The sequence below is a fragment of the Streptomyces sp. NPDC002588 genome (genome assembly GCF_040295925.1).
Classification (GTDB): Bacteria; Actinomycetota; Actinomycetes; order Streptomycetales; family Streptomycetaceae; genus Streptomyces.
In genome coordinates, this window is the sequence record NZ_JBEOWF010000005.1 from 44,889 (window position 1) to 66,837 (window position 21,949).

1 protein-coding gene is annotated in these 21,949 nt (G+C 74.4%); it reads right to left on the reverse strand.

All coding sequences use genetic code 11. The features are described 5' to 3' along the window. Positions 1-12 precede the first annotated feature (12 nt). Positions 13-21,762 carry a non-ribosomal peptide synthase/polyketide synthase gene (locus ABT057_RS07410; protein WP_352341499.1) on the reverse strand — a complete coding sequence of 7,250 codons (21,750 nt, stop codon included), beginning with the start codon at positions 21,760-21,762 and terminating at the stop codon, positions 13-15. Positions 21,763-21,949: the final 187 nt, after the last annotated feature.

Below are 21,949 nucleotides of genomic sequence, written 5' to 3' on the forward strand. Positions count from 1 at the left end.
TGCCGGAGTGCATCAGTGGTGGTCGTGCTGTGCGTCGGCCCGCCGGACCAGGGCTTCCAGGGCCCGGAACCAGGTCCTGCCCAGGTCGTCGACCGCCTCTTCGGTGAGCAGTTCGGCGGCGTAGGCCCAGTGGGCGTTCAGCAGGGGTCCTTCGGGGCGGTCCTCGGTGAGGGCGTTGAGGGTCAGGGCGTGGGACATCGGCATGCCGGGGTCGGCGTCGAGGTCGGCTGCGTCCTCCTCGGGGGCGTAGGACCAGTCGGCGGACTCTGCGCGGCCGAAGCGGCCCATGTAGTTGAACTCGATCTGGGGGACGGCGAGTTCGGCGAGGCCGGGACCGGTCTCCGGGTTGAGGTGGCGCAGCAGTCCGTGCCCGATGCCCGAGGCGGGCAGGTCGGCGAGGTGGCGGCCGATCCTGGCCAGCGCCGCGTCCAGGGCGGGGCCGCCGGCGAGGGCGTCCGCCGGGTCGGCGTCGGCCGGTTCACCGACGTCCAGCCGTACCGGCACCACGCTGGTGAACCAGCCGACGGTGCGGGACAGGTCGGCGTTGCCCACGAGTTCCTCCTCGCGGCCGTGGCCCTCCAGGTCGACCAGGACGGGTCCGCCGGGCGCCGCCGCGCCGAGCACCCGGTGCCGCCAGTCGGCGACGGCCAGGGCGAAGGCGGTGAGCAGGACGTCGTTGACGGTGGCCCCGAAGGCCGCGGGGACCCGGCCGAGGAGCGGGGCCGTGATCTCCGTGGGCAGGGTCAGGGAGTGGTGGCGGGTGGTGGCGACGGTGTCGTGGGCCGCGTCCAGCGGGCGGGCCAGCGGCAGCCCGGCGCCCTCGGCGAGCTCGGCGGTCCAGTGGGGCAGTTCGTCGGTGCGGGCAGGCTCGGCGGCCCGCGCGGCGAGCAGGCGGGACCAGCGGGCGAACGACACCTCGACCGGCGCCGGTTCGGGGGTGCGGCCGGAGCTCACCGCGGCCCAGGCGCCGGCCAGGTCGGGCAGCAGCACCCGCCAGGACACGCCGTCGACGACCAGGTGGTGGACGAGGAGCAGCAGCCGTCCCGGCTCGTCCGGCCCGGCGTCGAACCAGACGGCCGCCACCATCGCGCCGGCGTCCGGGTCGAGCCGGTCGCGGGCGGGGGCGGCGTGCGCGGTGATCGCCGCGCGCAGCCCGGCGTCGTCGGCGCCCTGTACGTCGACCGTGGTCAGCCAGGAGTCGGCGTCGGTGTCCTGCGGGGCGGGCACCTGGAGCGACCAGGCGGCGCCGCCCCGGTCGAGGCGGGCGCGGAGCATGTCGTGCCGGTCGGCGACGGCCCGCAGCACGGCCCGCAGTCCGGACTCGTCCAGGCCGGCCGGGGTGCGGATCAGAGCGGCCTGGTGGTAGCCGGCGATCGGGCCGCCGCGCTCCCGCAGGGCGTGCATGATCGGAGTGAGCGGGACGGTTCCGGTGCCGTCGTCGTGGCGGCGCCGCCGCTGGGTGTCGTCGAGCGTTACGGCGACGGCGGCGAGGGCGGCGACCGTGCGCAGCTGGAAGACCTGGCGCGGGGTGATCCGCAGGCCGCCGGTGCGGGCCCGGGCCACCAGGTGCATGGCGACGATGCTGTCGCCGCCGAGGGCGAGGAAGTCGTCGTCGACGCCGACGGCGTCCTCGGGCAGCCCCAGCACCTCGGCGAACAGGCCGCGCAGGGCGCGCTCGGTGTCGTTCCCGGGCGTGCGTCCGCCGCCGGTGGAGGTGAAGTCGGGCGCGGGCAGGTTCGCCCGGTCCAGCTTGCCGTTGGAGAGCAGCGGCAGCCGCTCCAGGACGACCACGGCGGCCGGGACCATGTACTCGGGCAGCACGGCCGCGGTGTGGGTGCGCAGGGCGCCCTGGTCGGCACCGCCGTCCGGGACTTCCGCATACGCGACCAACTGCCTTACACCAGGCCGGTGTTCGCGAGCGACGACCACGGACCGGGCGACCGCCGGATGGATGTCCAGTGCGGCTTCGATCTCGGCGAGTTCGACCCGGTAGCCGCGGATCTTCACCTGGTCGTCGGCGCGGCCGGCGAACTCGAGGAGTCCGTCCTCGGTCCAGCGGGCCAGGTCGCCGGTGCGGTACATGCGCCCGCCCGTCGCACCGAAGGGATCGGCGACGAACCGCTCGGCGGTCTGCCCGGGGCGTCCGAGATAGCCGCGCGCCAGCCCGGGCCCGGCGAGGTACAGCTCGCCCGTGATCCCGGGCGGAACCGGGCGCAGCGCCGAATCCAGCACGTAGGCACGGGAGTTGTGGACGGGCCGGCCGACCACCGGGCGGGCGCTGTCCCGCACCCGGCCGACCAGCGCGTCCACCGTGGCCTCGGTGGGGCCGTACAGGTTGAAGGCCTCGGTGTCGCGGAGCGCGGCGAGCCGGGTCCACAGCGGCTCGGGGACGGCCTCGCCGCCGAAGCCGACCACCGCGAGCGGGCAGCCGCCGTCCGAGGTGAACAGGCCGGCGTCCGCCATCTGCGCGAGCATGGACGGGGTGACCTCGATGAAGTCGATGCCCTGGTCGCGGACGAACGCGGCGAGCAGTTCGGGGTCGCGCCGGGTCTCGTCGTCGGCGATGTGCAGGGCGTGCCCGTCGAGCAGCCACAGTTGCGGCTGCCAGGAGGCGTCGAACGAGAACGACCAGGCGTGTCCGACCCGCAGATGACGGCGTCCGGTGCGTTCCTTCGCCAGGTCGTGCAGGTCGCGTCGGTGGCTGTGGAAGAGGTTGGCGACGCCGCGCTGGGTGACGACGACACCCTTGGGGCGGCCGGTGGAGCCGGAGGTGTAGATGACGTAGGCGGGGTGGTCGGGGCCGGGGGGCGTGGGCTCGGCCTCCGGGCCCCCCTCGAGATCTCCCAGGGCCGCCACCGGAACGTCCGTCGCGGGCAGCGGAGTTGTGGGATCGGCGAGGACCAGGACCGGGCGGGCGTCCGCCAGCATGTCCTGGATGCGGGACGGCGGCAGGTCGGGGTCGAGGGGCAGGTAGGCGGCGCCCGCCTTCATCACGGCCAGGACGGCGGCGATGTGGTCGGCCGTGCGGGGCAGAGCGAGGGCCACGAGCCGCTCGGGGGCGGCACCGCGCGCAGCCAGGGCGCGCGCCAACCGGTCGGTCCGGGCGTCGAGTTCGGCGAAGGACCAGGTGGTCGTGGCGTCGGTGACGGCGACGGCGCCCGGGGACGCGGCGGCCTGGGCCGCGAACAGCGCGGGCAGGGTGCCGGGTCCGGCCGGCAGCGCGTTGTCGTTCCAGGTCTCCAGGACCGTACGGCGGCCGGCCGTGTCCAGCAGGTCGAGGGCGCCCACCGGCCGGTCGGGCCGCTCCGCCATCGTCGTCAGCAGGGTCACGAGGGCCGCGGTGATGTGCCGGACGGCCGGCGCCTCGAACAGGTCGGGGCGGAACTCGGCGGTCAGCCGCAGCCGTTCGGCGGGCTCGACCGCCCACGCGAACGGGTAGTGGGTGGAGTCCGCGTGTTCGCGGACGGTCGCGCGGGGCGCGTCACCGGTCCCGGCGGCGCGGTCCTCGGCGACCGGGTACGACTCGAACACCATGAGCGTGTCGAAGAGTTCACCGAGTCCCGCGGCCCGCTGGATGTCCGCGAGTCCGAAATGCTGGTGGTCGATGAGCCGGGACTGCTCGTCCTGGAGCCTGGCCAGCAGCGCGGCGGCACTCTCCTCGGGGCGCAGCCGGACGCGCACCGGCACGGTGTTGATGAACAGGCCGATCATCGTCTCGGCGCCGGGGAGTTCGGGCGAGCGGCCCGCGACCGTCGCGCCGAACACCACGTCGTCGCGTCCGGTGAGCCGTCCGAGCAGTACGCCCCAGGCGGCCTGGACCAGGGTGTTGAGGGTCAGGCCGTGGGCGCGGGCGAAGGCGTCCAGGGCGGCGGTGCGCGCCGGGTCCAGCTCGACGGTGTGGGTGTGCGGGACCACGGCGGTGCGGCCGGGGTCCGCGGCCGCGAGCCGGGTGGGCTCGGCCAGCCCGGCCAGGGCCTCGGCCCAGGCGGCGGCGGAGACGGCGGGTTCCCTGGACGCGAGCAGTCGCAGCTGGGCGCGGTAGGGAGCGGGGGCGGGCAGTACCCGGCCCTCGTACAGCTTCCACAGCTCGGCGGTGAGCAGCGGGAGCGACCAGCCGTCGAGCAGGAGGTGCTGGTGGGACAGGACCAGCCGGTGGCGGTCCTCGCCCAGCCGGGCCGACAGCAGCCGCAGCAGGGGCGGTTCCGTCGTGTCGAAGCGGCGCCGTTCCTGGCTCAGGAGTCGGTCCCAGTCGTCTGCGCCGGTCAGCTCCACCTGCCGCCAGGGCAGTGCGACCGTGCGCGGTACGACGGCGACGGGCCGCCCGGTGGACAGGTGGCGGAAGCCGGCGCGGAGGTTCTCGTGCCGGTCCAGCAGGCGCTGGGCGGCGGTGCGCAGCCGCTCCGCGTCCAGCGGGCCTTCGAGGTCGTAGGAGATCTGGACGGTGTAGACGTCGGGCCCCTCGTCGCCGTCGTCGAGGGCGGCATGGAAGAGCAGGCCGGCCTGGAGCGGGGAGACGGGCAGGACTTTGGTGCCGGCGGGCAGGCCGGCGAGTTCGGCGCGCTCGTCGTCGGTGAGACCGGCGAGCAGATCGGCCGTGTCGTCCGCGCCGTCGTCCGCGCCGTCGTCCGGGGCGAGGGCCGCGACGACACCGGCCAGCCCGGCCGCGGACTTGTGCCGGAAGACGTCCCGTGGGCTGAAGGCCAGCCCGGCCGCGCGGGCGCGGGCGACGAGCTGCATGGCGACGATGCTGTCCCCGCCGAGGGAGAAGAAGTCGTCGTCGGGGCCGACCCGTTCGAGGCCGAGGACGTCGGCGACCAGCGCGCACAGGGTCTCTTCGAGCGGGGTGCGCGGGCGGGTGTCGGTGACCTCGGCGGCGAAGTCGGGCGCGGGCAGCGCCCGGCGGTCCAGCTTGCCGTTGGGGGTGAGCGGGAGCGTGTCGAGGGTGACGACGGCGGCCGGGACCATGTGGTCGGGCAGGGTGGCCGCGGCGTGGGCGCGCAGGGACGCGGAGTCGACGCTGCCGACCACATAGGCGACGAGTCGTTCGTCCCGTACGACGACGGTGGCATGGGCGACGGACGGGTGCGCGGCGAGCACGGTCTCGATCTCGCCAGGCTCGATTCGGAAGCCGCGCACCTTGACCTGGTGGTCGGTACGGCCCAGGTACTCCAGCTCGCCGTCGGCGGTCCAGCGGGCGAGGTCGCCGGTGCGGTACATACGCGCCCCGGGCGCCTCGGCGTACGGGTCGGCGACGAACCGCTCGGCGGTCAGCGAAGGGCGGCCGAGATAGCCGCGCGCCAACTGCACACCCGCCAGATACAGCTCCCCCGCCACACCGGGCGGCACAGGCCGCAGACCGGCGTCCAGGACATAGGTCCGGGTGTTCCACACCGGGCGGCCGATGGGCACGCTCGTCGCGTCGGGGCCGACCTCGCGGGCGGTGACGTCGACGGCGGCCTCGGTGGGCCCGTAGAGGTTGTGCAGCTCGGCGGGGAGCACCTCGTGGAAGCGGCGGGCGAGGGCGGCGGGCAGGACCTCGCCGGAGCACATCACCCGGCGCAGCCCGGTGCACCCTGCGGCGCCCGGCTCGTCGAGGAAGGCACGCAGCATGGACGGCACGAAGTGGACGGTGGTGACTCCCGCCCGCTGGACGAGACCTGCCAGCCGGGCGGCGTCCTTGTGCGCCTCAGGCGGGGCCACGACCAGCGTGGCACCGGTGATCAGGGGCCAGAAGAACTCCCACACCGACACGTCGAAGCTGGACGGCGTCTTCTGCAACACCCGGTCGTCGGCGGTCAGTCCGTAGGCGTCCTGCATCCACAACAGCCGGTTCACGATGCCCGCGTGCGGGACGACGACACCCTTCGGACGACCGGTCGAGCCGGAGGTGTAGATGACATAGGCCGGGTGGAGGGGATCGTACGAGGTCGGCAGCGTGCTCTCCGGCCCCGTCGGCAGACCCTCGCGGACCACGCACACCGGACGGGCGTCCTCGACCATGAGAGCCAGCCGCTCCGCCGGATAGTCCGGGTCCAGCGGCAGATACGCCGCACCCGCGCGATGCACCGCCAGCAGCGCCACCACCAGATCCACCGATCGCGGCAGGGCGACGGCCACCGTCCGTTCCACCCCCGCGCCGAGACCCGCCAACACACGCGCGGTGCGCTCGACGCGGGAATCCAACTCCGCGTACGTCAACCGCTGTTCCTCGAAGACGAGAGCAGTGGCATCCGGAGTCCGGGCGGCCTGGGCGCGGAACAGCTCGGGCAGGGTCGGGTCCGGCACCGGGTGCGCGGTCGCGTTGAACTCACCGAGGACACGGGCGCGTTCGTCGGAATCCAGGACGTCGAGGCTGCCGATGCGGCGGCCCGGGTCGGCGGCGATCTGCTCCAGGAGCCGTTCCGTGCGGCGGGCCAGCAGCTCGGCGGTCGCGGCGTCGAAGAGATCGGCGCTGTACTCGATCCAGCCGTCGATGCTCTCGCCCCGCTCGACGAAGTCGAAGCCGAGGTCGAACTTGGCGGTGTCCTGGCCGACCGGTTCGCGGCGGACGTCGAGCCCGGAGAGGGCGGGGCCGTCGCCGGTGCCGGTCAGGTGGACGACCATGACCTGGAACAACGGGTGCCGGGCCAGCGAGCGTTCGGGGTTGACGGCCTCCACCAGCCGCTCGAACGGCAGCTCCTGGTGGTCGTAGGCGGTGAGGGAGGTGGCCCGGACGCGGGCCAGCAGTTCGGCGAAGGTGGGGTCGCCGGACAGGTCGGTGCGCAGAACGAGGGAGTTGACGAAGAACCCGACCAGGTCCTCCAGTGCCTCGTCGGAGCGGCCCGACACGGGTGCGCCGAGGGGGATGTCGTCCCCGGCTCCGAGGCGGTGCAGCAGGGCGGCCACGGCCGCCTGGGCAACCATGAACATGCTGACGCCGTGCTCGCGGGCCAGGTCGCGCAGGGCGCGGGCGAGCGCGGGCGGAACGGTGAAGCCGGCCGTGCCGCCGCGCCCGGTGGACTCGGCCGGCCGGGGCCGGTCGGTGGGCAGGTTCAGCTCGTCGGGCAGCCCGCGCAGGGTGTCCGTCCAGTGGGCGAGCAGGCCGGGCTCGGCCGCGTCGAGCAGCTCGCGCTGCCAGAGCGTGTAGTCGGCGTAACTCGCGGTCAGCGGCGCCCAGTCGGGCGCGCGACCGGCTGTGCGGGCCGCGTAGGCGGTGCCCAGGTCCGCGAGGAGCGGGCGGTGGGACCACTCGTCGGTGGCGATGTGGTGCAGCAGGAGCAGCAGGACGTGCTCGTCCGGGCCGGTCTCGAACAGGGTGGCACGGACCGGGAGTTCGCGTTCCAGGTCGAAGACGTGCGCGGCGCGGGCGTTCAGTTCCTCGAACGGCGCGGTGATGAGCGGGACTTCGACGTCGGCCAGGATCTGCTGGTACGGCACCCCCTCGACCGAGCGGAACACGGTCCGCAGCGGGGCGTGCCGGGCGGCCACGTCGTTCAGGGCGGCCTGGAGGGCGTCCCGGTCGAGCGGGCCGGTCAGCCGCCAGGCCGACGGGAGGTTGTACGCCGTGCTCGCGCCGTCGACCTGGGCGAGCAGCCACAGCCGCCGCTGGGCGGAGGACAGCGGGAGCAGCGTCGGGCGCGGCCTCGGGTCGGCCAGGGCCGGGCGGGCTCCGGTGCCGGACGCGCCGAGGCGCGCGGCCAGTCGGGCCACGGTGGGCGCCTCGAAGACGGTGCGGACGGCGAGGTCGGCGCCGAGGGCGGTGCGGACCCGGCTGACCAGGCGCATGGCGAGCAGCGAGTGGCCGCCGAGGGAGAAGAAGTCGTCGTCGGGGCCGACCCGTTCGAGGCCGAGGACGTCGGCGAACAGGGAGGCGAGGATCTCCTCGCGCGGGGTGCGGGGCGGGGTGCCGTCGGCCGCCGTCACGGTGAACTCCGGGGCGGGCAGAGCCTTGCGGTCGAGCTTGCCGTTGGGGGTCAGGGGCAGTTCCGGCAGTGCGACGAAGGCGGCCGGGACCATGTGGGCGGGCAGGGTGGCCGCGGCGTGGGCGTGCAGGGACGCGGAGTCGACGCTGCCGACCAGATAGGCGACGAGTCGTTCGTCCCGTACGACGACGGTGGCATGGGCGACGGACGGGTGCGCGGCGAGGACGGCCTCGATCTCGCCGGGCTCGACGCGGAAGCCGCGCACCTTCACCTGGTCGTCGGTACGGCCCAGGTACTCGACCGTGCCGTCGTCCGTCCAGCGGGCGAGGTCGCCGGTGCGGTACATGCGCGCGCCCGGCGCCTCGGCGTACGGGTCGGCGACGAACCGCTCGGCGGTCAGTGCCGGACGGTCCAGGTAGCCGCGCGCCAGCTGCACACCGGCGAGGTACAGCTCGCCGGGGACGCCCGGCGGGACCGGCCGCAGACCGGCGTCGAGGACGTAGAGGCGGGTGTTCCACACCGGGCGCCCGATCGGCACGACGGTCGCGCCGGGGCCGATTCCGATCGCCGTGACGTCGACGGCGGCCTCGGTGGGCCCGTAGAGGTTGTGCAGCTCGGCGGGGAGCACCTCGTGGAAGCGGCGGGCGAGGGCGGCGGGCAGGGCCTCGCCGGAGCACATCACCCGGCGCAGCCCGGTGCACCCTGCGGCGCCCTGCTCCTCCAGGAAGAGCTGGAGCATGGAGGGCACGAAGTGGACGGTGGTGACGTCCTGTTCGCGGATCAGCCGGGCCAGGTAGGCGGGGTCGCGGTGGCCCTCGGGCCGGGCGAGCACGAGAGCCGCGCCGGTGATCAGGGGCCAGAAGAACTCCCACACCGACACGTCGAAGCTGGACGGCGTCTTCTGCAACACCCGGTCGTCGGCGGTCAGTCGGTACGTGTCCTGCATCCACAGCAACCGGTTGACGATGCCCGCGTGCGGGACGACGACACCCTTCGGACGACCGGTCGAGCCGGAGGTGTAGATGACATAGGCCGGGTGGAGAGCGTCGTACGACGTCGGCAGCGTGCCCTCCGGCCCCGTCGGCAGACCCTCGCGGACCACGCACACCGGACGGGCGTCCTCGACCATGAGAGCCAGCCGCTCCGCCGGATAGTCCGGGTCCAGCGGCAGATACGCCGCACCGGCACGATGCGTCGCGAGCAGGGCGACCACCAGGTCCGCCGAGCGCGGCAGGGCGACGGCCACGGTCCGCTCGGCACCCGCGCCGAGGCCCGCCAGGACGCGGGCGGTGTGCTCGACGCGGGCGTCCAACTCCGCGTACGTCAGCCGCTGTTCACCGAAGATCAGGGCGGTCGCCTCCGGGGTGCGGGCGGCCTGGGCGCGGAACAGCTCGGGCAGGGTCAGGTCCGGCACCGGGTGCGCGGTCGCGTTGAACTCACCGAGGACACGGGCGCGTTCGTCGTCCTCCAGGACCTCCAGGTCCCGTACGGCACGGTCGGGTTCGGCGGCGGCGCACTCCAGCAGCCGTACCGCGCGGGCCGCGAGGCGCTCGGCGGTGGTGTGGTCGAAGAGGTCGGTGGCGTACTCCAGGAGCAGGACGACCCGGTCGGTCTCGTCGACGAAGGTGAAGTGCAGGTCGAACTTGGCCATGCCGGTGTCCATGTCGAACCACTCGGTGGTCAGACCGAGCACGTCGGGGTCGCCGCCCTGCCGGTGGTGGTAGCCGAGCATCACCTGGAAGAGCGGGTTGCGCCCGGCCACCCGGGGCGGGTTGAGGGCCTCCACCACGCGGTCGAAGGGCAGATCCTGGAACTCGAAGGCGGCGAGCGACGACTCTCGCACCCTGCTCACCAGTTGACGGAACGTCAGGTTGTCGCCGGACAGGTCGGTGCGCAGGACCAGGGTGTTGACGAAGAAGCCGACCAGGTCTCCCAGTGCCTCGTCGGTACGGCCCGCGATGGGCGCCCCGAGCGGGATGTCGTCGCCCGCGCCGAGCCGGTGCAGCAGCGCCGCGGTGGCCGCCTGGAACAGCATGAACATGCTGGTGCCGGTGGCGCCGGAGAGGTCGCGCAGGGCGCGGCCGGTGGCGGCGGGCAGCTCCAGGCGGACCTTGCCGCCGCGTCCGGTCGGTTCGGCCGGGCGGGGCCGGTCGGCGGGCAGGGTCAGCTCTTCGGGCAGCCCGCGCAGGGCCCGCGCCCAGTGAGCGAGCTGGGCCTCGCCGGTACGGGCGAGCAGGTCCTCCTGCCAGAGGGTGTAGTCGGCGTACTGCACGGGCAGCGGGGTCCAGTCGGGGGCCCGGCCCGCGCGCCGGGCGTCGTAGGCGGCGCCCAGGTCGGCGAGGAACGGCCGGTCGGACCACTCGTCGGTGGTGATGTGGTGCAGGACGACGGCCACCACGTGGTCTTCGTCGTCCAGCCGGAACACCTCGCAGCGCAGCGGGAGTTCGGTGGTGAGGTCGAAGGGGCGGCGCTGGGCCGCCTCGATCAGTGCGGGCAGTGCGTCCTCGGTGGCGTCGAGGACGGTGAACGGCGGGTGCGCCGTCTCCGCCGGGACGATGTGCTGGTACTCATGGGCCGGGAACAGCGTGCGCAGGGCCTCGTGCCGGTCGGCGACGTCCTTCAGCGCGGCGCGCAGGGCCTCGGTGTAGAGGGTGCCGCGCAACCGGAAGACCAGCGGGAAGTTGTAGGCGACGCCGCTGCCGGTGATCTGCTCGACCAGCAGGAGACGGCGTTGCGCGGCGGCGAGGGGGACACGGTCGGGCCGGTCGGTGGCCGGGGTGACGGGCGGCCGGGCCGGGCTCGCCGCGCCGACCCGGGCCGCGAGCCGGGCCGGGGTGGGCGCCTCGAACAGGTCACGGATGGCGAGTTCGGCGCCCAGTTCGGTGCGGGCGCGGCTGACCAGCCGGGTGGCGAGCAGCGAATGGCCGCCGAGGTCGAAGAAGCCGTCCTCGGCGCCGACCTCGGGCAGGCCGAGCACCTCCGCGAAGAGCCGGCAGAGCGTCTCCTCCCCGGGGGTGCGGGGGCCGCGTCCGCCGCCGAGGGCGACGACGGGTTCGGCGTCGGGCAGCGCGGTCAGGTCGAGCTTGCCGTTGGCGTTCATCGGCAGCCCGTCGACGGTGACGAAGGCGGCCGGGACCATGTAGTCGGGCAGTTCGCGGCCCAGGTCCTCGCGCAGCCGCCGGACCAGCGCGCTCGCCTCGCGGGCGGCGGTCGGCTCGTTGGCGTACGGGGCGGTACCGCCGCCCGGCCGGAACAGGCCGCCGGTGAGGCGGGAGCCGGTCGGTTCGGTGAACACCGCGTCGTACGCCCCGGTCGTCGCCGACCAGGTGGTGAGGACCCGGTGGCCGGTGCGGGCGCCGAGGGCGTGCAGGGTCTCGGGGTCGACCCCGCCGTCGACGACGCGGCCGTCGGGGACGGCGGTGACACGCAACGGGCCCACTGCCAGGCGCTGTTCGAGGTCGGCCTCGCTCGTCCAGGCGACAGCGGGGACGGTGTCGAGGGGCGTGTCCGGCTCCCCCTTGTACAGCACCACGTCATAGCGGTGCCGGGACAGCTCGTTGTGGTGCAGGCCGCGCTTGGTGCGCAGGTCGACGCCGTGGCCGAGGGTGGTGAAGTAGTCGGGGTCGACCAGGAGTTCCTTCTCCAGGGCCAGGGAGCGGGTGACGGCCCGCTCCAGGTCGGCGTCGGCGGTGCCGCGGGCGCGCTGGATCTCGGTGTGGAAGGTGCGGGCGAGCCGCAGGTTGCGGACGTCGCCGACGAACAGGGCGCCACCGGGCGCGAGGAGGCCCATGGCGCCGTCGATGACGGCGGTGAGGTACTCGACGCTCGGGAAGTACTGGATGACGGAGTTGATGACGATCGTGTCGAAGTAGCCGGTGGGCAGCCCGGAGAGGTCGTCGGCCGGACAGCAGCGCAGTTCGACCCTGGCGGCCAGCTCCGGGTCGCGGCCGCGGAGCTCCTCGCCGATCTTGCGGATGACGGGTGCGGCGAAGTCGGTGCCCCAGTACGCCTCGGCGGCCGGGGCGAGCCGGGACAGCAGCAGACCGGAGCCGATGCCGATCTCCAGGACGCGGCGCGGGCGGAGTGAGGTGATGCGGGCGAGGGTGGCCTCGCGCCACTCGTGCATCTCCTCGAAGGGGATGGGCTCGCCGTCGTAGGAGCTGTCCCAGCCGTCGTACCGCTCGGTGAAGACGGCGGTGCCGATCTCCTCGTACTCGTCGGAGTAGATCTCCTGCCACTCGCCGACCTGGGCGGCCTCGGCGGCCGAGCGCTCCTGGTCCGTGCCGCGCGCGGGGACGACGTAGCCGACCAGCCGTTCGTCGCGCACGACCACGGCGGCCTGCGCGACGAGCGGGTGGCGGCTGAGGACGGTCTCGATCTCGCCGGGCTCGATGCGGTAGCCGCGGATCTTGACCTGGTCGTCGGTGCGGCCGAGGAAGTCGAGATTGCCGTCGGCGCGGCGGCGCACCAGGTCGCCGGTGCGGTACATGCGCTCGCCGGACTCGCCGAACGGGTCGGCGACGAAGCGTTCGGCGGTCAGGGAGGGCCGGTCGAGGTAGCCGCGGGCGAGGCCGACGCCGGCGATGTAGAGCTCGCCGGGGACGCCGTCGGGGACGGGGCGCAGCCAGGCGTCGAGGAGGTGGGCGCGGGTGCCGCGGATGGGGCGGCCGACGGTGGGGGTGGCGCTGTCGAGGGTGCCGCCGCCGAGGGTGTTGATGGTGTACTCGGTCGGCCCGTACAGGTTGTAGCCGTACGTCCCCTCGGTGTCGCGCAGGGCCGCCCAGACGGCGTCCGGGACGGCCTCGCCGCCGAGCAGCACCAGGGGCGGGACGTGTCCCTCCAACAGGCCCTGGTCGATGAGGAGTCGGGCGTATGTGGGGGTGACGTTGACCACGTCGACGCGGTGTTGTTCGCAGTAGGCGGTCAACGCCTCGGCGTCGCGTCGGAGTTCCTCGTCGCAGACGTGCACCTCATGGCCCTCGACGAGCCAGAGCAGTTCCTCCCAGGACATGTCGAAGGCGAAGGACACGGTGTGCGCGACGCGCAGCCTGCGCCCGCCGGCCGAGGCGATGGCGGGTTCGAAGATCTCCTTCTGGTGGTTGAGCTGCATGTTGGTCAGGCCCCGGTAGGGGGTGACGACGCCCTTGGGGCGGCCGGTGGAGCCGGAGGTGTAGATGACATAGGCGGGGTGCTCCAGGCTGAAGCGCACCCGCACCGGCTCCGCGGAGAGGCCGTCCAGTTCGGCGCGGGTCCGCGGGTCGTCCAGCAGGACGCGCGGCATCTCGCCGTCGAGGGTGGCGGAGACCGCGGAGGTGGTCAGGAGCAGCAGCGGGCGGGCGTCGGCCAGCATCAGGGAGAGCCGGTCGGCCGGGTGGTCGAGCTCCAGGGGCAGGTAGGCGGCGCCGCTGCGCAGGACGGCGAAGAGCGCCACGACCATGTCGAGGGAGCGCCCGAGGCCGAGCGCCACGACCCGCTCGGGACCTGCGCCCCGGTCGATGAGCAGCCGGGCCATGCGGTTCACGGCCGCGTCGAGTTCGGCGTACGTCAGGGTGCGCTCGCCGAGGACCAGGGCGCGCGCGTCGGGCGTGCGGCGGGCCTGGGCGGCGAGCAGGTCGGCGACGGTGTCCTCGGGATCGGGGACCCGGCTCGCCGCCCACTCCGCGGCCAGCGCGGCGCGCTCCTCGGGCAGGGCGGGGTCGAGGGAGCCGACGGGCGCGGACAGGTCGGCGGAGAGCCGGTCGATCAGCAGGGCGAAACGATCCAGCAGAATCTGGGCGCGGTCGGCCGGGACCTGGTCGGGGCGGTGGGTCAGGGTGACCTGGATGCGCTGCCCGGGGGTGACGACGAGGTTCACCGGGTAGTGGGTGGCGTCCACGTTGGCGACGGCGGTGGCGCCGTGCCGGGTGCGCAGGCCGGCGAGCCGCTCCTCGGTGTCGCTGTTGCGGAGCACGAAGAGGGTGTCGAACAGTTTGCGGTGGCCGGTCTCCGCCTGGAGCACACCGAGGCTCAGGTGCTCGTGCGGCATGAGGTCGAGCCGCTCGGCCTGGATGCGCCTGAGCAGGTCGAGTACCGGCTCGGCGGGGTCGTAGGCGATGCGGGTGGGGACCGTGTTGAGGAAGAGGCCGATGATCCGCTCGACGTCGGGGACCTCGCTGGGCCGGCCCGCGACGGTGGTGCCGAAGACGACGTCGGCGCGGCCGGTGGCGGAGGCCAGGGTGAGGCCCCAGGCCGCGTTGAGGAGGGTGTTCAGGGTGAGGCCGTGGGTGCGGCCGGCCGTCCGCAGCCGCTCCCCCAGTTCGACGGGCAGCCGTATGTCCAACCGCTCGGGGATGACCGGGTCGAGGCCGTCGGCGGCCGGCACCAGCAGGGTCGGCTCCTCCAGGCCGGCCAGGGCGGTGCGCCAGGCGGTGGTGGCATCGGTGTCGTCCTGCTCCTCCAGCCAGGTCAGGTAGTCGCGGTAGCTGCCGGGGGCGGGCAGCGCGGAGGCGTCGCCGCCGGAGGCGTACAGCGCGAACAGCTCGTCCAGGAAGAGCCAGGCCGACCAGCCGTCCCACAGGATCAGATGGCGGCCGACGACCAGCCGGTCGCCGCGCTCCGCGCCGAGTCGCACCAGCAGCAGCCGCAGCAGCGGGGGCGCGGACAGGTCGAAGCGGCGGCCCCGCTCGTCGTCGGTCAGCTCCGCGAGCCGGGCGTCCTGTTCGGCGCGCGGCAGGCCGGAGAGGTCGGCCTCCTGCAGCGGGATCCCGGGGTCGTCGACGATGAACTGCACCGGGCGGCTGAGCCCGTCGCTGGTGAACCCGGCGCGCAGCCCGGGGTTGCGGGCCAGCAGGGTCCGTACGGCGGCGCGCAGCCGGGCGGTGTCGAGGCGCTCGGCGAAGTCGAAGGTCTCGTGGACGGTGTAGACGTCCAGGGCGGGAGCGCCGTCCGGGGTGTCGTGCCCGGCGTCGAAGGTGGAGTGGAAGAACAGGCCCTCCTGGAGGGGTGCCAGGGGCCAGACGTCCGCGACGGCCGCGGGAGCGGCCAGGGCGTGCACGCGCGCCCGCTCTTCGTCGGTGAGGGCAGCGGACGAAGAGGCCCGCGGCCCGGCCGTGGCGGAGATGACGGGAGCCGCTCCGGCCAGGGCCGCGGGGGTCCGGTGGGTGAACACGTCGCGCGGGCTCAGGTCGAGCCCCGCGGCTCGGGCCCGGCTGGAGACGCCGATGGAGCTGATGCTGTCGCCGCCGAGCAGGAAGAAGTCGTCGTCGGGACCGGCGTCCTCGAGACCGAGGACGGCGCCGAAGATCTCCGTCAGCAGCCGTTCCCGGCTGTTCGCGGGCGCACGGCGTACGGCGGCCCGCTCGGCCTCGGGCGCGGGCAGCGCGGCCTGGTCCAGCTTGCCGCTCGGGGTGAGCGGGAGGGCGTCGAGGACGACGAAGGCGTCCGGGACCATGGCGGCGGGGAGTGCGGCAGTGAGGGCGGCTCGCAGTCCGGCTGCGTCGGGTGCCGCGGCGACGGGGACCACGTACCCGACCAGGCGCTGCTCGCGCACCGTCACCGCGGCCTGCGCGACGGCGGGCTGCGCGGCCAACGCGGCCTCGATCTCGCCGAGTTCGACCCGGTTGCCGCGCAGCTTGACCTGGCGGTCGGTGCGGCCGAGGTATTCGAGGCTGCCTCCCCCGGCCTCCGGCCGGGAGGACCCCAAGGCGCGGCGGCGCACCAGGTCGCCGGTGCGGTACATGCGCTCGCCTGGCTCGCCGAACGGGTCGGCGACGAACCGGTCGGCGGTGAGCGCGGGCCGCCGGTGGTAGCCGCGGGCGAGCTGGACGCCGGTGAGGTACAGCTCGCCGGGGACGCCGTCGGGCACCGGGCGCAGGCAGGAGTCGAGGACGCGCAGGCCGGTGTTCCAGACCGGGCGGCCGAGCGGCACCGTCGTGTCGTCCGCACCGGCTGCTCCGTCGTAGGGGTGGTGGGTGACGTCGACGGCGGCCTCGGTGGGGCCGTAGAGGTTGTGCAGCGGCACCCCGGTGAGCGTGTGCCAGCGGGCCGCGGCGTGGCCGGGCAGGCCCTCGCCGCTGCTGAACACCCGGCGCAGGGAGGCCGCCCAGCCCGGGTCGGCGGTCACCTCGTCCGAGGCGAGGAAGGCCTCCAGCATGGACGGGACGAAGTGCAGGGTGGTGACGCGCTGTTCGCGGATGACGCGGGCGAGGTAGGCGGGGTCGCGGTGGCCGTCCGGGGCGGCGAGGACGACGGCCGCGCCCTCGCGCAGCGCCCAGAAGAACTCCCAGACGCTGACGTCGAAACTGGCCGGCGTCTTCTGCAGCACCCGGTCGTCGGGGCCGAGTCGGTACGCGTCCTGCATCCAGGCCAGCCGGTTGCCGATGGCGCGGTGGGTGACGACGACGCCCTTGGGGCGGCCGGTGGAGCCGGAGGTGTAGATGAGGTAGGCGGGGTGGTCGGGGCTCGGCGACACGCTTGGTTCGTCGCTTGCTGCGGCGTCGAACTCGTCGTCCACGCAGAGCAGTTCCAGGCCGTCCGCCTCGGGCAGCCGGGCGGCGTCCCGGGCCGTGGTGACGACGGTCCGGGCGCCGGAGTCGGCGAGCATGTACGCGATGCGGTCGGCCGGGTAGTCGAGGTCGACGGGCAGGTAGGCGGCCCCCGTCTTCAGCACGCCGAGGAGGGCCACCATCAGTTCGGCCGAGCGCGGGACGGCGACGGCGACGAACCGCTCGGGTCCCGCTCCCCGGGCGCGCAGCCGACGGGCCAACGCCTCGGCGCGGGAGTCGAGTTCGGCGTAGGTGAGGGTCGTGCTGCCGTGAATCACGGCTGTCGCGTCCGGGGTGCGGGCGCTCTGCGCGGCGATCGCGGCCTGCAGGGTGGTCGCGGGTACGGGGTGCCGCTCGCCCTGCGGGTGCACGGCGTCCCGCTCGGCCGGGGTGAGCAGGTCGAGAGCGGCCACCGGACGGCCGGTGTCGGCGGCGAGGGCGTCCAGGACGAGGGTGAGCCGGTCGGCGAGGGTCTGCACGGCGTCGGTGGACAGCCGGTTCGCGTGGTGCTTGAGCCGCAGGCCGAGCCGCCTGCCGGGCTTCACGACGAGCGCGAGCGGATAGTGGACGGCGTCGTGGAAGGCGTGTCCGGCCAGCCGGACGGTGCCGGTGGGGTCGGTGACGTTCGGCTCTGCCGGATAGTTCTCGAACACGACGAGGGTGTCGAAGAGTTCGCCGCCGCCCGGGTGCCCGGCGGCCCGCTGGATGTCGGCGAGGCCGAGGTGCTGGTGGTCCAGGAGGGCGCTCTGCTCCCGCTGGAGGCGTTCGAGGACGGCACCGAGGGTGTCGGCGGGCGCCCAGGTCAGGCGGGTGGGCAGGGTGTTGATGAAGAGGCCGACCATCGAATCGATGCCGTCCACGGCCGCGTCCCGGCCCGAGACGGTGGTGCCGAAGACGATGTCGCGGCGATCCGTCAGCCCGGCGAGCAGCAGACCCCAGGCCGCCTGCAGGACCGTGCCGAGGGTGACGCCGTGCTCGCGGGCCCGGGCCGCGAGGCGGGCGGTGGTGCGCTCGGGCAGCTCGACGCGGATCTGGGCGGGCTCGATCGGTCCGGCGGCGGGGGTCTCGATCAGCCGGGTGGGCCCGTCGATCCCGGCCAGCGCGGAACGCCAGGCGTCGCGGGCGGCCTCACGGTCGGCGCGGGCGATCCGGGCCAGGTAGTCGCGGTACGGGGCGACTTCGGGCAGGGAGGCGGGCTCCTCGCCGTAGAGGGCGAGCAGTTCGCGGTGCAGGACGGGCAGCGACCAGCCGTCGGCCACGATGTGATGGAACGTCAGGACCAGTCGGCTGCGGTCTTCGCCGAAGCGGACCAGCGCGCAGCGCAGCAGCGGCGGGCGGGCGAGGTCGAAACGGCGGGCGCGTTCGTCGGCCGCCACGGTCTCGGCGAGGCCCGCGCGGACGCCGGGCTCCTGGGCGGACAGGTCCACCTCGCGCCAGGGCAGGTCCACGCCGGCCGGGACGACCTGGGCGGGACGGCCGTCGGGGAGCTGACGGAAGCAGGCGCGCAGCGGGGCGTGGCGGTCCAGCAGGCGCTGGGCGGCGCGGCGCAGGTGGTCGCCGTCGACGGGGCCGACGAGTTCGATCACCTGCTGGACGACGTACGCGTCGTGCTCGGTGCCGTCGACGAGGGCGTGGAAGAAGAAGCCCTCCTGGAGGGGGCCGAGCGGCAGCACCTCGGTGATCGTGAGCGGGAATCCGCCCTGGAGCGTGGCGAGTTCGTCCTCGGTGGGCTGCGGCCAGGGAGCGTCCGCGGACTCGTCGGGGTCGGCGGCGGTGCGGGCGACCGTGGCGAGCTGGGCGGCGGTGCGGTGCCTGAACACGTCGCGCGGGGTGAGCTCCAGGCCGGCCCGGCGGGCCAGGACCAGCAGCTGGATGGCGACGATGCTGTCGCCGCCGAGCGCGAAGAAGTCGTCGTCGATGGTGACCGCCGGCACGCGCAGGGCCCGGGCGTACAGATCGCACAGCAGTCGTTCGCGCTCGGTGCGCGGGGCACGTCCCGAGCTGAGCAGCCCGTAGTCCGGGGCGGGCAGCGCGGCCGCGTCGAGCTTGCCGCTGGGGGTGACGGGGAGCCGGTCCAGGGGGACGAGGGCGGCCGGGACCATGTACTCGGGCAGGAACTCCGCGGCGTGCGCGCGCAGGACGGTCATCAGCGCGGTGACGTTGCGGAACGGCGCCGGACGGTTGGCGTGCGGGTGGGGCCGGCCGGGGCGGTAGAGCGGGCCGGGCGGGGCGCTGTCGCCGAGCGCGAACACCGCGTCGAGGCTGCCGTCCTCGGCGTCCGCGGTCCAGGTGAGGGCGGCCCGGTAGCCGTGGCGGGCGGCGGTCTCGTGCAACGCCTCGGGGTCGACGCCCGCGCCGCCGGTGACGGACCTGCTGCTGTCGTCGAGGGTGCCGAGCGCGGCCAGGTCGGGGGCGAGGCGGGCGTTGGGGATGCCGGTGACGCGCAGGAGGGCGGGGTGCTCGGCGAGACGTGCGGAGAGTGCCTCAGGCGTGCCGAGCGCGGACCACGGAAGGTCCGGTGCGCCGACGGCGGGCGTCTCGGCGCCGGGGCTCAGGACGACGTCGTACCGGTAGCGGGTGAGCTCGTTGTGGTGGACACCGCGCTTGATCCGTACGTCGGCGGTGAAGCCGTCCAGTGCGGCGAAGTAGTCGGGATCGACGAGGAGTTCGCCCTCCCATGCGACGGCCCGGTCGACGGCGGCGCGCAGGGCGTCCTTGTCGCCGTCCGGGTCGCCCCGGTGCGCACGGCCGGACTCGACGGCGGCGCACAGGGTGCGCAGCAGGCGCAGGTTGCGGACGTCGCCGACGAACAGGGAGCCCCCGGGCGCGAGCAGCGCGGCGGCGGCGCGCAGGACACCGGTGAGGTAGTCGGCGCTCGGGAAGTACTGGATGACGGAGTTGACGACGACGGTGTCGAAGCGGCCCTCCGGCAGTCCGGTCAGGTCGTGCGCGGGGCGGGCCAGCAGCGTGACCTTGTCGGCCAGTTCGGGCACTTCGTCGACCTGGGCGCGCAGGGCGCGCACCGCCTCCTCCGAGAGGTCGGTGCCCCAGTACTCCTCGCAGCCGGGGGCGATCCGGGACAGCAGCAGACCGCTGCCGACGCCGATCTCCAGGACGCGCCGGGGCTTCAGTTCCCGGATCCGGGCGACGGTCGCGTCCCGCCACTCGCGCAGGTCGGCGAGCGGGATCGGCAGCCCGTCGTACATGCTGTTCCAGCCCGCGAAGTTCTCCTCGAAGCCTTCCGAACCGGCGGCGGAGTAGAGGAGTTCGTGCAGGTCCTTCCAGTCGGCGACGGAGTCCTCGCCCTCTGTGGGGCCGTCCAGGGAGGGCACCACGTAGGCGGCGAGCCGGCGGTCGCCGGGGCGGTCCTCACGGACGACGACCGCGGCCTGGTCGACGGCCGGGTGGGCGCGCAGCACCGACTCGATCTCGCCGGGCTCGATACGGAAGCCGCGGATCTTGATCTGGCTGTCGACCCGGCCGTGGAACTCCAGGCGGCCGTCGGCCCTCCAGCGGACCAGGTCGCCGGTGCGGTACAGCCGCTCGCCGGGCGGGCCGAACGGGTCGGCGACGAACCGCTCCGCGGTGAGCGCGGGGCGGCCGAGGTAGCCGCGGGCGAGACCGGCACCGCCGAGGTACAGCTCGCCCACGACACCGGCCGGCACGGGTCGCAGCCGGTCGTCGAGGACGTAGGCGCGGGTGCCCGGGTCGGGGACGCCGATCGGCACGATCGTGCCGGCCGGGGTGTCCGGATCGCACAGTCCCAGCGTGGAGTTGGTGGTGGCCTCGGTGGGGCCGTAGGCGTTGAACATCATCCGGCCGCGCGCGTAGCGGCCGACGAGTTCGGGCGAGACGCGCTCGGTGCCGGCCAGCAGGGTGGCCGTGGGCGGGAGCCGGACGTCGTCGGGCATCGCGGCCAGCAGGGCGGGCGGCAGGATCATGAAGGTGACGCCGTGCTCGTTCGCGTAGTCGGCGAGGGGTGCGCCCGGCACCCGGCGGTCGGCAGGCACGACGACCAGCCGGCCGCCGGAGAGCAGGCCGAGGCACAGGTCCCAGAACGCCACGTCGAAGCTGGGCGAGGCGAACTGGAGCACCCGGCTGTGCGGGCCGATCCCGAAGCGTTCGTGCTGGGTGGCCACCAGCTTGGCGACACCGCCGTGGGAGAGCACGACGCCCTTGGGGCGGCCGGTGGAGCCGGAGGTGTAGATGACGTAGGCGGCGTGCGCGGTCGTCAGGTCGCAGGCCGGGTCCTGGGCGGGGTGCCCGGCGAGTTCGGTCTCGGTCTCCGCGGCGTCCAGGACCAACAGGTCGGTGCCGGGGGGAAGTTCGGCGGCGATCTCGGCGGTGGTCAGGACGCAGACCGGTTCGGCGTCGGCGAGCATGTACGCGATGCGGTCGGCCGGGTAGTCGGTGTCGACCGGCAGATGGGCGGCGCCCGACTTCAGTACGGCGACCTCGGCGACGATCAGGTCCGCCGAGCGGGGCACGGCGATCGCGACGACCTTCTCCGGGCCGGCGCCGCGCGCGGCCAGCGCCTGCGCCAACCGGGCGGCGCGGTCGTGGAGTTCGGCGTAGCTGAGCCGGACGTCCTCGTGGATCAGCGCGATCTCGCCGGGGCGGGCGGCGACCTGGTCGGCGAACATCCGCGGCCAGGTGCGGGCCGGGACCTCGTGGTCGGTGTCGTTCCACTCGACGAGTACGCGCCGGTGTTCCGACTCCTCCAGCAGGTCCAGGTCGCCCACCGGGGCGTCCGGGCGGGCGAGGGCGTCGGCGAGGAGGGTGGTGTAGTGGCCGAGGATCCGGTCGGCGGTGTCCGGTGCGAAGAGGTCCGTGCGGTAGGTGAGCCGTAGTTCGACCGCTTCCCCGGAGGTCTCGGTGACGGACAGGGCGATGTCCAGCGGACCGCCCTCGTCCCAGGGGGCCGGGCCGAAGCCCGTCGCGCACAACAGGGCCCCGCCGCGCCCGGGTTCGGGGGCCAGCAGGGTGAGAAGGTCGGTGGTCGGAAGACGGTGGGCCTCCGCGTCGGTCAGCGCGGCGGCGACGCGCTCACGGAGAACCGCGAACGGGGTGTCGCCGTCGACGGCGACGCGCAGCGGCAGGCCCGCGTACGCCACGGCCACGTCGGCCCGCTGTGCGGCCGCGCCGCCGTACCGGTGCAGGAGGGCGATCTGGGCGGCGAGCAGCACCTGGTCGGCGGGGCGGGGCAGTGTGAGCGCCCACGTCCGGCCGGCGGTCGGCGCCGGCCCGGCCGGTCCGTGCGGCAGGGGCAGGTCCACCGGCAGGGCCGCCTCGCGCGGCTGCCGGGCGAACCGCCGCCGCCAGTGTTCCCGAGTCGCCACGTCCTCCGGGGCGTTCGCCCCTTCGGTGATCGCCTCTTCCGCAGAACGCGAGTTACCCGACACAGCCGCCCGTGCCTCCCTAGCGAGACGGAAACCGGCTCCGACGAGCCGCAACCGCTCGCATAGTAAGGTAAGGATTGCCTAACTTGATAGCCCTCTCGGGAGATGGAGGCCTACGGCACAGCCA